This is a genomic window from Enterococcus sp. DIV0724b (genome assembly GCF_050531475.1).
GTDB lineage: Bacteria > Bacillota > Bacilli > Lactobacillales > Enterococcaceae > Enterococcus_L > Enterococcus_L haemoperoxidus.
The window spans coordinates 340,693-352,941 of the sequence record NZ_CP172890.1 but is presented as its reverse complement, the minus strand read 5'-3'; the positions used below and the strand labels follow the sequence as shown (position 1 = coordinate 352,941).

Below are 12,249 nucleotides of genomic sequence, written 5' to 3'. Positions count from 1 at the left end.
GTTTACGCTATTACTTCTACCTTGTCATGCCAAGAACTTGCTGTTCGTTCGACGACCTCATTCAATTGTTGAATATGGTCTTTTCCTTCAGTACGCAACCATTGACGAGCTGATTCTTCCCCACTTTCAACAAAGGGCGTTACTCCATCTTTCCAAGTAGCACGTCCGCATAATACACCGTTAAACGTCGAGCCTGCTTCTTTGGCAAATTCTAGTGTATCTTGGAACATTTTAGCTGTAACACCTGCACTTAGAAAAATAAATGGTAACTGGGTCGCTTCACTTTGTTGCTTAAAGTATGTCAGTGCTTCTTCTTTGGAATAAACAGCTTTTTCTGACCCTATTCCTTCAACATAATTCATATTGACCGGGACTTCTACTTTCAACACATCAACTTTATATTGTGGTTTCGAAAATTCCTCCATCATCTTGATGACTTTTTCAGGTTTGATTTTTGCATATTCGCTAGACAAAGCATCTGTAATTTTCGCATCATAAGAAATCAATTCTAAATAAAACGGTATATCTTCACTAAAACATTCACTTCCCAACCGTTCCACAAATATATGTTTTAGATGATTGATTTCTTGTGATTCATCCGCATCATAATACAATAAAAACTTAATTGCATCGGCACCTTTTTCCTGCAAACGTATAACAGACCAATCCCCTAAAAGATCTGGTAATCTTCCTGGTGTTGATGCATCATATCCTGTTTTTTCATAAGCTAGTAACAAACCAGCCTGTTGGTCTCTTGATTCAGCTGCTGGTATCCCATATTCTGGATCTAATAAAATAGCAGAGGCAAATGGCGTCAATTCTTGTGAAACCATGGTTTTAAAATCAATAATATGCTGCTCAGTAGGTTCTTTTCCTAAAGCTTTGATCATTTTTTTCAATGCGCCTCGTTGATCGATTGCTAAAGCTTCAATAATTCCATCTTTTGTTGATAAACGGTCCATCGCTGCTTTTTTACTTGCTGTCATTTTTAGCATTTATTTCTCCCTCGTTTTTTTATTTTAGTCATGATAATCGTAGATTTTGACCCCTTTTACGACACGATTGACAGTCCCTGTAGCAGAAGGTGTATCTGGTGTATTGTTTACTTTTAACGAACTATGGATTGCAATCGTTTGAGCAAATAAAACGTATGGCAAGACCAAGTAAGCTTCGGGTAATTCTTTGCCTGTTGAATAGGTAAAACGTTGTCCTGAGAAATTATCCTTGCCTTCTACATCGAGTGTGATAATCCTTGCTGCAATCTTATCGGCTTTTATTTCTTCTGCGATATCCAAATCATATTTTCTCGTATACGAGTCATTTGTTACAAAGACAAAAACCAGTGTTTTCTCGTTGACGAATGATTTTGGCCCATGCCTAAACCCAATCGATGAGTCAAAAATAGTTGCTGTTTTTCCAGCTGTTAGTTCAAGAACTTTTAATTGTGCTTCTCTTGTCAAACCAGCTAAACTACCAGAACCAAGATATGCTATTCGGTCAACTGAACCGTCTAGTAATTTTTCAATTTCAGACTCTCTTGTGATAACTTCTTCTCCCATTCGGATCGCTTGTTGGGCAAACAGTTGTTTTTCATCCATACTACTCGTGTCAAAAATCAAGAGAGCACTTAGCAACATACAGGTGAAACTACCTGTCATCGCAAATCCTAAATCATTGGATTTTTCAGGCATTAATAGTAACAAATTATTGGTATCTCCTACCGCTTCTAGCGCAAGCTGACCATCTCTTGCACATGTAATGGTGATTTGATAGAGCTTTTTAACCAGCTGTTTGGCTAATTTTACCGTTGCGACTGATTCTGGTGAGTTACCGCTACGAGCAAAAGATACTAATATCGTCGGCACCTCTGTTTGTAAATAATCATAGGGATTAGAGACAATATTCGTTGTCGGTATACTTTCAAAAATAAAATCTGCTGTATTTCCTTTGTGGTTTAAATAAGGCGTAATTGAGTCACCTACATAGGCAGATGTACCTGCTCCTGTAAAAATCACCCGGATTTTTTTGCCTTTTTCGGTTTCTACAATCGTAGCAATAAATTGTTCTATTTTTTTGCGCTGATCGTTATGGTTATTAAAGGCTTCTTGCCATAGATTTGGTTGCTGTTTTATTTCTTGTGTTGTGATCAAAGCGCCGATTTGTTCAAGTGTTTCTGGGGTTTCTTTAAATAATTCCATATTGTTTTATACTCCTATCTATTCATCTTCATCATCAAATGCATCTGCCGCTAATAATTCGTTGACTTTGACCGTACTTTCCTTTGCCTCTGCCACAAAATCGCTTTGGCTTCCTAACAAATTTGCATTAACAAAACTGATGACCATCGGCAAATTCATTCCCGCATACAATTCAAATGAGGCACCATTCATTATTTTTTTTGATAATATATTGCAAGGCGTTCCACCTAATAAATCTGAAAAAACTATAAAATTCTCTACTGATTCTGTGATCTTTTCAAATTTTTCTAAGAACTCTTTTTCACCTTCTTCAGCCAACAAAGGTACAGTATAAATATTTTCTTGTTCGCCCATGATCATCTCCGCACTGGCTTTTAGCTCTGTACAAAAGTTGCCATGACTGACTAATAGTAAATTATTCAAACCTAGCGCCTCCCAACTATTTTGAAATGACACCTAAAGCAGATAACGCAACTGAAATAATCAGTACGATAAAGATTGCTCTAGTTGACGTGATATTCTTTTTGCCAAGTAACCAATACACACCACCAACGATTGCAGCTGGCAATAATCGAGGCATGATCATATCTACATTATTTTGAACATTGATCGTTAAATCTCCAATTGAAGGAGCCCAAGCAAAATGCACATTGATCATCGTTGCGACTAAAGCCCCGACCATAAACACACCCATCAATGTCGCAGCATTTGTCATCGCTGTTAATCTACTTTGCATAGTCGTTACTAAAGAGATTCCTTCTTTATAGGCAAATTCCAGTTGTTTCCAACGAAATACCATAATCGCAATTTGCGCAGCCATCCAAATAAAGGCACCGATTGGATTACCGTTGACCGCCATATTGGCAGCTAGTGCTCCAAAAATAGTCGGCACTAATGCCCCAAAAATTGAATCTCCAATTGCGGCAAAAGGTCCCATCAACCCAACTTTGATCCCAGCAACAGAATCCTTTGCAGTGATTCCTTCTTTTTCTTCAATCGCTAAATCGATTCCTGTAATGATTGTATTCAAAAAGTTACTTGTATTAAAAAATTGTGCATGGGTACGCATCATTTCCTTTAACTCAGGTGTATCGTCACCATACATTTTTCTTAGTTGAGGTAAAATCGTATACAGATAACCTGAACCTTGCATTCTTTCATAGTTCCAACCTAACTGGAACGTGAATAAACTTCTTTTATTGATTTGGTTAAAGTCTTTTTTCGTTAATTTATAGTTAGATTTCGTCATCTTCGATCTCTCCTTCATCGGTGTCTTGCGAATGATCTTTTACAACAACAGGCTGTGCAATTGATTTTTTATATTCATTTAACGCTAATGCAAAACCGATCAACGCAATCGCAAGCATCGGTAAATTAGTAAACATTGGCGCAAAATCTTTCGCTACACCTGCAACTGCTCCACCTAATAATTGGATATTGCCAAATACAGTGGTTAAAAGAGCTGTAAGCACAAACCCTAAAATCAAATAAGATAAATGTTTTTTAACTGGTAAGTATCGTAATAAAATTGCAAAACCGACAGCAGGTAAAACAGCTCCTGCAACTGATAATCCATCACCTAACCATTTTAGATCCGTATTCAAATAACCAACCACATTATCAACAAAACCGCCACCGAAACTTAGAGCAAAAAATACTGGTAACGCTCTTGAAAGGGCCCAAGGTAAAGCTCCTAATAAGAAATTACGTTCAATCCCCTTATAATTCATCGCTTCAATATTGCTATCTATTCTATGAGCAAAAAATGTATTCGTAAAACGACCAAGAATATCCATTTGAATCATCAAACTAGCTACTGGCACCGCAATCGCTGCTATGGCTTGTTCTGGATTCATCCCTAATCCTATTGAAAATGCTGTTGCTAAAACAGTCCCTGAATTTGCATCAATCCTGGAAGCGCCACCAAATGTTCCTACACCTAAAATCGTCAACTGCATACTTCCACCAATAATCAGACCTGCAGTTACATCCCCCATAATAAAACCTGCCACCAAACCTGCAAAAACAGGTTGGCTAAATGCTGAATAAATCTGTAGCTCGTCTAAAATTTGATACCCTGCATAAAGCGTTAATAATAAAATTTGCCACCATTGAATTGCCATTGATATTCCCCCTAATTTAAAAGTATAGTGGGCTCGTTTAGTCTCGAATGGAAAATAGGAAAAATCGACTGAGGTGTTTTTTGCCTCATTCTATTTTTATCTTTTTTTTCAAGAAACTAACTCGCTCATAAAACACATTCCCTATTTCAATAAACTCATAAAGTCTTCTGATTTATCACTCGGCACCATTTGTGAAATTAATTTTACACCTGCAGCATCTAATTTTTTAAACTCTTCAATATCCTTTTCCAATACGTTGATCGACTTAGTAATTGCTTTAGAATGCTCACTTTGCGACATATTGCCAACATTTATTTCTTTAATTGGAACGCCCAATTCAACTAATTTTAATAAGCGATCAGGTCTTCTAGCAATGATCAATAGCCTTTGCGAATCATATTTCCCAGCCAAAATATTAGCGGCGGCTTTTTCTATCGGCAAAACACTTAATTTCACACCAGACGGCGTTGCTAATTTTAGCCCACTCTTTTCAATCGCATTTTCTGATACCTCATCATCAACAACCATAATGCGACTAATATCTAATTTCGTTGTCCAAAGGTTAGCTACCTGTCCATGAATCAATCTCCCATCGATTCTCACTGCAATAATACTCATCTTCTTCACTATCCTTCCTGTATTTCTTTGTATTTTGGCTGCTTATCAAAATTAAGTTCTGATGCCCACTCTCCTTCTGTTTCAAATACAATGATCTCATTGGCGCCTGTTTTCAAGACAGATGCTGGAACGTACAGAGAAAGTGTCGGTCCTACATTCCAAAATCTACCTAAATTAAATCCATTGATCATCACCACTCCTTTGCCAAATTTTTGCAAATCAATAAATGTATCGGCAGGATTCTCCACAGCGAATTCATAGCGATAAAATGCTGGTGTTCCTTCGATCCACGGTTGCTTGTAATCAATATCGTCAAGTTTTGAGAAATCAATATTGTATTGATCCCATTCACAAATAAAATGCAAATCTGCCATAACACCAGTACGAATTCCTTTTCGTTGTGTATCCGCTAACAATTTATGCCCGTAATTCACACGTCCCATATTTTCAACTAGAATATCCAACTGATTTCGTGCTTCATTTGGGTGGCAAAAGATTTTTTCACCAATTTCATCTCGATATTGTGTCGCAATTTTCGCTTGATTTAAAAAGACATGAACACGATCACTTGCGTCGATCACTCTTATAAACTCTTCATCGGAGTGTTTAGAAATCTTCGCTCTGTACAGTACGTAGCCATAATTTTGGTTTAATTTCTCCATATTCTCAGGATATTTACTTGATTTATGCTGTGAAATCAACTCTACTACAGAAAATAGACTGACCTTTTCTTTCAATTGAGCCACAGCTGGCTCCAAGACTGATTTTCTAAGTGGTTCTGATTGTTTTATATCAGGAAATAACGCATGGACTTTCCTTTGTACAGCGAAAAATTTTTCTGTTGGGTTTCCTTGTTCATCTAGTAAAGCATCATAATCATACGATGTTATCTGCGGTAAATCTTTACGCCCTCTTGCTGAGCAGCCATTCATGAAACCAAAATTGGTACCACCGTGAAACATGTAAAGATTAATACTGCCTAATTCTAAAACCTCTCCAACCGCATCTGCTAATTCTTCAGGATCTCGCTTGATAATTTCCTCACCCCAACGATTGAACCAACCGTCCCAAAATTCCATACACATCAACGTCCATTTTTTTCCATGACGTTGGTGAAGATTCCTCAATTGAGTGAAATTCTCTTTGGCTTTTGAACCAAAATTACCTGTGCTTAAGATATCTTTCTCTAAAAACATACCAGATGTCTGCGCTTCATCCCAAGCACCATCTGAGGTGAAAAGTGGTACGTTGACCTGATTTTTTCTCATTAAGTTATACATAGCCAATAAATATTCTTTATCCTCACCATATGATCCATATTCATTTTCCAACTGCATCATAATGACAGGTCCACCTTGATCGACTTGCAGCGGACTAATTTGTTGAAACAATTTTTCATAATAGTTTGCTACTTTTTCAATAAATAGAGGATCACTAGAACGAATTCTCATATCAAGATCGTTCAATAACCAAGCAGGTAACCCTCCAAATTCCCACTCTGCACAAATATAAGGGGATGGACGTAAAATAACGAATAATCCTAAGTCTTGTGCCAAATATACAAATTTTTGAATATCTAGATGCTCCGTAAAATCAAATTTTCCTTCTTCTTGTTCGTGTAAATTCCAAGGAATATATGTTTCCACTGTATTAAATCCTAAGGCTTTCAAGTTGTATAACGAGTGATACCATTCTTCTGGTCTAATTCTAAAATAATGTATAGCCCCTGACATGATTTTATACGGTTTCCCATCCAGTAAAAAATCCTCTTTCACTTCAAATGTATGCATTCCGACCTCTCCTTTAAAACGCTTCCAGTTAATATATTAACATATTAACTTCTTTGCGTAGGATTTGTCAATAAATATCTTTTTTATTCTGTATCATTAAAAATCATGGCTATTTTTCAACATTTAACTTATTATATTAAGTAAGAGAAAAATGGAGGTGTGCTATGAAAATCCCAAAGTATCAGCAAATAAAAAATGACTTACTAAACAAAATAAAATCCGGCGAATTTGAGCATGGTGATCGTTTTTATAGTGAGAACGAGTTGATCAAATTGTATAATGCAAGTTCTATCACTGTAATCAGAGCGATCCAAGAATTAGCATCAGAAGGCTATCTGGTACGTTATCAAGGTAAAGGAACATACGTCTCACGTTCTAGAAAAAGAAAACTGGTTGAATTTACAGATATAGAAATTTTTGCAGGTAAAACTGAAACTGTTGAAGTTATCAGCATCGTAGAAGAATCTGATCCAACAATCCTTGAAGCGCTAAACTTGCAACCTGACCAAACATACAGACGAATCACCCGAGTTCGTAAAGTCGACGATATCGCTTTTATTTTGCATTTTACTTATATGCCAAATCAATTTATCAATCCTGAGATACAAGAACTAAGTTACTATGACTCAATTTACGAGAGATTTAAAACAGAATTTGGGATCCACATGTATGATGAGCATGCAACTGAAACAAACGAAATTTTATTTCCTACACCAAAAAAAGTGGCAAAACTTTTAGCTATTTCAGAAAGTGAACCTGTCGTTTTCCAGAAAAAAAAGACAACCTTACAAGATGGAACAGTAGCAGAATATGTTGAAAGTTATAAAAAATGGGACTACTATAAAATCGAATTCTCAACCTATGAAATGTGATGCTCGACACATGTTAGAAACGCGCTTGCAATACGTCCTTCGTTTCTTATATGTGTCATTTCCAAGCTAAAGAATGAAACCGCTTAATTTTCTTCAGATCGTTTATTAGGTCAATAACATTTAAGGAGTTGTTCCAAATGATTCATTTGATTTGCCCAAATCCAGCCATCGACCGAACACTTTTAGTAGAAAATTTTACTTCTGAACGACCTAATCGCCCTTATGAAGTAAAAGAATTTGCTGGCGGGAAAAGTTTTAACGTCGCTTATGCACTAGACTTTGAAGATTCGACTGTTCCTTACTGCATCCATACGATTTTAGGCGGGCGAAATGGCGCGTATTTAAAAGAACTTGCCTCAATAAAAGATATTCATTTAGAAATAACCGATGTGGATGTCAATACACGATTTTGCACTATCATTGTAGATACAAAGACCCATAGAATTTATCCCATTTATGAAAATAGTTTCGTGTTGAATCCCCTTTTATTAAACAAATTTACCAAGCAATTACTAAATACGATCCAACCAAAAGACACCGTTGTTTTTTCCGGGTCCTTAATGAAAGGAATGCCTGATGATTATATTGCCCAGATTCAAAATCAATTAAAAGGGCAAAATATTCGCTTTTTCATTGATACTAGTGGTCCCGCTTTGGTTGAAGCTTATAAGGGAAAACCTGATGTGATCAAAATCAATGATGAAGAACTAAATGATTTAGTTCCTGATCGCACCTTTAAAGAGTTAGAGGATTATGTCAACTTTCTAAATTCAGAAACAGCAGCAGCCATTCCCTATTTCATCGTCACACTTGGGGAAAAAGGGGTTATCGCAAAATTAAATCAACAGATTTATCATCTTTTTGTCCCACCAGTTCAGGCGAAAAACCCAATTGCCTGTGGTGATTTCTTTTTAGGCGGATTGGTCAAATACCTGACATTAGGGTCCTTAGAAGATATTGATGTCTTGAAAAAAGCAGTTAGTTATTCAACAGCTAATGTGCTTAACTGGTTCCCTGAAATGAAACAGCTTGATATCAATCGAATCGAACAAAAAATTATCATTAAAAAGCTATAACAAAATAAATACACTCATTCCTCTTGACCTGATACGCGTTTCATACTTTATAGTTGAAAAAAAGACAGGAGGAATCGATTTATGATGAATGGTATGCTTGAATTGACTGATTTCTTAGGACTCGATTATTACTTCGTTTCTTTATCAACTGAAAAAGGAGTACTTGTGATTCGTAGTTTGAATAACTATTGCAAACCAATTGATAAAGCAGTAGAATTGGCTGAAATAGACGGATTAACGTTTGGAGAAGAAGGCGAGCTTGATTTTATTTGCTTTGATTATGAAGGAGAACATTTTCACTTTATTGATTATGGAAATCACTTGATGCCTTTTTTAAGCCGGATTCTGCGTTCTGTAAGCGTTAGTTACTAGGTTTGAAAGGAGTCATTTATGGCAAATATTCGTGATATTGCCAAGCTATCTGGTTATTCAGTCACTACCGTTTCTCGCGTTTTAAATAATCATCCTTATGTATCTGAGGAAAAACGAGCAAAGATATTGAAAATCATGCACGAACTAGATTATATACCCAATGCCAAGGCGCGTGATTTGAGTAGTGGTAAATCAAAACATATTGCGGTCATGATCCCTTATGCCAACCACCCTTACTCTGATAAAATCGTCAGCGGTATCTTGAATGCTGCGTTTGACGAGGGCTATAAAGTGACCTTACTTCCAACTAATTATGATCCTAACATCGAGAAACACTATTTGGATGAATTAGCTGCAAAAGCTTGGGACGGTATGATCATTACCTCAAAAAAAGTTTCTTTTGAAACCATTACACGTTATCTAAAATATGCACCGATCGTTTGTTGTGAAGATACGGGTGATTTCCCTATTTCCTGTGTTTCAATCAAACGTGAAGCATCCTATGTTGATCTTTTTACAAGTTTGAAAAAACAAGGCTATCATAAAATTGGTTTAACAGTCGGACGTACTGAAAAAGAAAGCGCCAGTACTGGATTGGTGTTACAAGCTTACAGTGATATCATCGGCTATTTTGACGAGTCAATGATTGTTAGAAAGTGCCGTACATACGAAGATGGTATCCAAGCGGGAATTCATTTTGCACAGTTAAAAGAACTTGAAGTGATTGTCACCAATGGCGATGATGTTGCTGCTGGTATTTTACAGCATGTTTCTCGAGACCAGGTGACAGTGATTGGAGAGGAAAATTTACTTTCCAGCAGACTGCTTAATTTTTCGACGATCGATCACCATATCGATCAGTGTGGGGAAGCGGCTTTCCATCTTTTGTGGGAAGAAGTAAGAAGAACGGTGTCCATTCCTTATACATTTATTAAACGCCAATAGGATCATCAAGCTCTATTTACGCCAACTAAAAAGGAACTATACAAACCCATTATCTGTGGTATTGTATAGTTCCTTTTTAGTTTATCTCTTATGATATGTCAATGCTTGCTCAATACAAAAAGTCAGTTCATTGACTGGTAGTTCTTTTTCAGGATCAATAACAATTGCTCGATTCTTAGAAAACTCGAAAACATCACTAAATAACGCTCTAAATTCCTCTACTAAAGTCGTTTGACAGTGAAAGAAGACCGCGATTTTTTCATCACCAAAACGATCGATACGGATTGGACTGCCTGACTTGCTTACTTTCGTTGCATAAGAAGGCTGATGCCATTTTAAACTTTCTTCTAACTCACCAACAACAGTTAAATTCGCTGCTGTAACAAAAATCAGATCACGAATTGCCAGTAAAGGTTTTCGATATTCTTCAGGATAACGTTCAAAAACAGTTGCAACACTTACATCAGTGATTTCTTTCATTTTATCCCTCTTTTACTGTTTTATAGGTATCCATAATTCACAGAGATAATCTGCTGCTTCCATGTCTCCAAGCGGATAAAACTCAATTCTCGGAATCTCAGTATTTTCCAAAATTGGCTCATCTAGCCACGGTGCATACTTTTTTTGTTTTAATTGCATCAAGTTATTAAGCTCAAAAGGCTGGTTTTCATCGATGGCCTTAATTCCTGCTGAAATCGCGCCGATACACTTAAATATTGCCCAAGAGGAGGCTGGAAATGGGCGATCGTTTAACTCGTTTTTAGCAGATTCCTCATGATTTACACTTGTTCCAATCGTATAGTTAAATTGTTCCTTTTTACTCTCGTTACTATCAGAAACACCTAATAACCCCTGGACACTGCCATCTGAGATAGACACCAGCTGATTGATTTTTTCGTCTGTCAAATTTGACCAGAAGTGTGATATTGCATAGAAATTTTCATTGTTTTCGATCTTAGCTATTTCTTTTGTGTATCCTCTAACAGTGAATGCTGCTTTTTGCTCAACTCGATAATTCATCGTATCATCCCCTTTAACGTGATGACTATAAATTAACATAAAAATGATGACAACTTTATGTCATCATTTTCACTATTTCTAAAGAATCACCTATCAGCTGAAGTGAAAACTTCTGATACATCATCGTCTTCTTCTAGTTTATCGATCAGAATTTGTAGTTGTTCTTGTTGCTCTTCTTCCAGTTCTACCAAGGTTTGCGGCACCATCGTCAATTCCGCTTGTGCCAATGTATAACCGTCTTTCTCTAAGGTATCTCTGACTGTAGTAAAATCTTCTGGTGCCGTATAAATTTCAAACACTTCTTCAGATGTTTCCAAATCCTCTGCGCCTGCTTCCAATACATTTTCAAACATCGTATCTTCATCAACCGAAAGACCTGAGCGCTCAATTGCGATATACCCTTTGCGATCGAACATATAACTCACGGAACCTGTTTCACCTAAAGAACCGCCATTTCTAGTAAAAGCAACTCGGACATTCGTTGCTGTACGATTACGATTGTCTGTCAAAGCATAGACTAAAATCGCTACCCCCGCTGGTCCATATCCTTCATAAGTAATCTCGTCATAGTGCTCATTTTCTCCCGCACTACTGGCTTTTTTAATTGCGCGGTCAATATTATCATTAGGCATATTAGCCGCTTTGGCTTTATCCATAACCAATCTTAACGCTGCATTAGTTGCTGGATCTGCTCCTCCTGCTTTAGCCGCCATATAAATTTCTCTTGATAATTTTTGAAAAATCTTTCCTCGTTTCGCATCCTGTGCATTTTTTCTACCTTGAATATTTTTCCATTTACTATGCCCTGCCATTGTTATTCCTCCTATTTTAAAAAGTGTATCTTGCTCATCCAGCATCTTATCTTTTTTCCGAAAGACTCACTCTTAAAGCTAGATAATCTAGTTTAATTTATTACCTTCTATTTTACTATTCTTCCTAATAGTTGCAACCTTTACTCTTATTTGAGACAGATTACAGTAAAAAAGGTAAGACACCTATTGAAATCGGTTGTCTTACCTTTTTTTCATTTTAATCAACAACATCTAGCTGTAAATTCACATCACGCAAGCTGAACATTTCTCCATCTTTAAATGGAATTGTACATTCTTCTTGCGCTCCGCTCAATAATTGAATATTGATGCACTCTGTATCTGGAAAAATTCGATAGGCCAACATCCCTAAGCTTGGGATCGTTGCAGTATCTCTTGTCTGCTTTTTATTAATAATCACACGTT

15 protein-coding genes are annotated in these 12,249 nt (G+C 36.7%); 4 read left to right on the top strand and 11 right to left on the bottom strand.

The window, feature by feature from the left end; translation table 11 throughout:
• Window positions 1-2 precede the first annotated feature (2 nt).
• The 7 genes from lacD to IGJ02_RS01595 all read right to left on the bottom strand — a co-directional run bounded on the left by lacD (window position 3) and on the right by IGJ02_RS01595 (window position 6,729).
• Window positions 3-995: a tagatose-bisphosphate aldolase gene (lacD, locus tag IGJ02_RS01625; protein ID WP_430602992.1), complete on the bottom strand. Its 993-nt coding sequence runs from the start codon at window positions 993-995 to the stop codon at window positions 3-5.
• A 24-nt stretch (window positions 996-1,019) separates the two neighbouring features.
• Window positions 1,020-2,198, bottom strand: a complete 1,179-nt coding sequence (locus IGJ02_RS01620; RefSeq protein ID WP_430602990.1) for an SIS domain-containing protein — start codon at window positions 2,196-2,198, stop codon at window positions 1,020-1,022.
• A gap of 18 nt (window positions 2,199-2,216) precedes the next feature.
• On the bottom strand, window positions 2,217-2,621 hold the full coding sequence (locus tag IGJ02_RS01615) for a PTS sugar transporter subunit IIA (protein WP_010761797.1): 405 nt from the start codon (window positions 2,619-2,621) through the stop codon (window positions 2,217-2,219).
• Between the two features lie 16 nt (window positions 2,622-2,637).
• Entirely contained in the window at window positions 2,638-3,447 is an 810-nt protein-coding gene (locus tag IGJ02_RS01610; RefSeq protein ID WP_010761798.1) for a PTS system mannose/fructose/sorbose family transporter subunit IID, read from the bottom strand.
• On the bottom strand, window positions 3,434-4,321 hold the full coding sequence (locus IGJ02_RS01605) for a PTS mannose/fructose/sorbose/N-acetylgalactosamine transporter subunit IIC (RefSeq protein ID WP_430602989.1): 888 nt from the start codon (window positions 4,319-4,321) through the stop codon (window positions 3,434-3,436). Before IGJ02_RS01605 ends, IGJ02_RS01610 begins: the two co-directional genes overlap by 14 nt.
• A gap of 141 nt (window positions 4,322-4,462) precedes the next feature.
• Window positions 4,463-4,939: a PTS system mannose/fructose/N-acetylgalactosamine-transporter subunit IIB gene (locus IGJ02_RS01600; RefSeq protein ID WP_430602988.1), complete on the bottom strand. Its 477-nt coding sequence runs from the start codon at window positions 4,937-4,939 to the stop codon at window positions 4,463-4,465.
• An 8-nt stretch (window positions 4,940-4,947) separates the two neighbouring features.
• Window positions 4,948-6,729 carry a glycoside hydrolase family 35 protein gene (locus IGJ02_RS01595; protein WP_430602987.1) on the bottom strand — a complete coding sequence of 594 codons (1,782 nt, stop codon included), beginning with the start codon at window positions 6,727-6,729 and terminating at the stop codon, window positions 4,948-4,950.
• Window positions 6,730-6,893: 164 nt separating this feature from the next.
• Between IGJ02_RS01595 and IGJ02_RS01590 the strand changes: the two genes are divergently transcribed.
• The 4 genes from IGJ02_RS01590 (at window position 6,894) to IGJ02_RS01575 (ending at window position 9,994) form a co-directional block, all read left to right on the top strand.
• On the top strand, window positions 6,894-7,601 hold the full coding sequence (locus IGJ02_RS01590; RefSeq protein ID WP_430602986.1) for a GntR family transcriptional regulator: 708 nt from the start codon (window positions 6,894-6,896) through the stop codon (window positions 7,599-7,601).
• Between the two features lie 137 nt (window positions 7,602-7,738).
• Entirely contained in the window at window positions 7,739-8,677 is a 939-nt protein-coding gene (locus tag IGJ02_RS01585; RefSeq protein WP_430602985.1) for a 1-phosphofructokinase family hexose kinase, read from the top strand.
• Window positions 8,678-8,758: 81 nt separating this feature from the next.
• Entirely contained in the window at window positions 8,759-9,049 is a 291-nt protein-coding gene (locus tag IGJ02_RS01580) for a hypothetical protein (protein WP_430602984.1), read from the top strand.
• An 18-nt stretch (window positions 9,050-9,067) separates the two neighbouring features.
• Complete coding sequence (locus IGJ02_RS01575) at window positions 9,068-9,994, top strand: LacI family DNA-binding transcriptional regulator (RefSeq protein ID WP_430602982.1); 927 nt, start codon at window positions 9,068-9,070, stop codon at window positions 9,992-9,994.
• Between the two features lie 81 nt (window positions 9,995-10,075).
• On the opposite strand, the gene IGJ02_RS01570 is transcribed toward IGJ02_RS01575, so the two are convergent.
• The 4 genes from IGJ02_RS01570 to IGJ02_RS01555 form a co-directional block, all read right to left on the bottom strand.
• Window positions 10,076-10,474: a DUF1801 domain-containing protein gene (locus IGJ02_RS01570; RefSeq protein ID WP_010761806.1), complete on the bottom strand. Its 399-nt coding sequence runs from the start codon at window positions 10,472-10,474 to the stop codon at window positions 10,076-10,078.
• Between the two features lie 12 nt (window positions 10,475-10,486).
• The gene (locus IGJ02_RS01565; protein ID WP_430602979.1) at window positions 10,487-11,014 is read right to left on the bottom strand and encodes a GyrI-like domain-containing protein; all 528 of its coding nucleotides are present in this window, start codon (window positions 11,012-11,014) and stop codon (window positions 10,487-10,489) included.
• Window positions 11,015-11,100: 86 nt separating this feature from the next.
• Window positions 11,101-11,826: a YebC/PmpR family DNA-binding transcriptional regulator gene (locus tag IGJ02_RS01560; protein ID WP_010761808.1), complete on the bottom strand. Its 726-nt coding sequence runs from the start codon at window positions 11,824-11,826 to the stop codon at window positions 11,101-11,103.
• A 217-nt stretch (window positions 11,827-12,043) separates the two neighbouring features.
• Window positions 12,044-12,244 (bottom strand): hypothetical protein, encoded by a 201-nt coding sequence (locus IGJ02_RS01555; RefSeq protein WP_244264897.1) that lies wholly within the window; start codon window positions 12,242-12,244, stop codon window positions 12,044-12,046.
• Window positions 12,245-12,249: the final 5 nt, after the last annotated feature.

Coding starts and splice junctions, on each gene's coding strand:
- IGJ02_RS01600 (WP_430602988.1), bottom strand. CDS start 4,939: ATGAGTATTATTGCAGTGAGAATCGATGGGAGATTGATTCATGGACAG.
- IGJ02_RS01610 (WP_010761798.1), bottom strand. CDS start 3,447: ATGACGAAATCTAACTATAAATTAACGAAAAAAGACTTTAACCAAATC.
- IGJ02_RS01575 (WP_430602982.1), top strand. CDS start 9,068: ATGGCAAATATTCGTGATATTGCCAAGCTATCTGGTTATTCAGTCACT.
- IGJ02_RS01595 (WP_430602987.1), bottom strand. CDS start 6,729: ATGCATACATTTGAAGTGAAAGAGGATTTTTTACTGGATGGGAAACCG.
- IGJ02_RS01560 (WP_010761808.1), bottom strand. CDS start 11,826: ATGGCAGGGCATAGTAAATGGAAAAATATTCAAGGTAGAAAAAATGCA.
- IGJ02_RS01570 (WP_010761806.1), bottom strand. CDS start 10,474: ATGAAAGAAATCACTGATGTAAGTGTTGCAACTGTTTTTGAACGTTAT.
- IGJ02_RS01605 (WP_430602989.1), bottom strand. CDS start 4,321: ATGGCAATTCAATGGTGGCAAATTTTATTATTAACGCTTTATGCAGGG.
- IGJ02_RS01620 (WP_430602990.1), bottom strand. CDS start 2,198: ATGGAATTATTTAAAGAAACCCCAGAAACACTTGAACAAATCGGCGCT.
- IGJ02_RS01590 (WP_430602986.1), top strand. CDS start 6,894: ATGAAAATCCCAAAGTATCAGCAAATAAAAAATGACTTACTAAACAAA.
- IGJ02_RS01585 (WP_430602985.1), top strand. CDS start 7,739: ATGATTCATTTGATTTGCCCAAATCCAGCCATCGACCGAACACTTTTA.
- IGJ02_RS01565 (WP_430602979.1), bottom strand. CDS start 11,014: ATGAATTATCGAGTTGAGCAAAAAGCAGCATTCACTGTTAGAGGATAC.
- lacD (WP_430602992.1), bottom strand. CDS start 995: ATGCTAAAAATGACAGCAAGTAAAAAAGCAGCGATGGACCGTTTATCA.
- IGJ02_RS01580 (WP_430602984.1), top strand. CDS start 8,759: ATGATGAATGGTATGCTTGAATTGACTGATTTCTTAGGACTCGATTAT.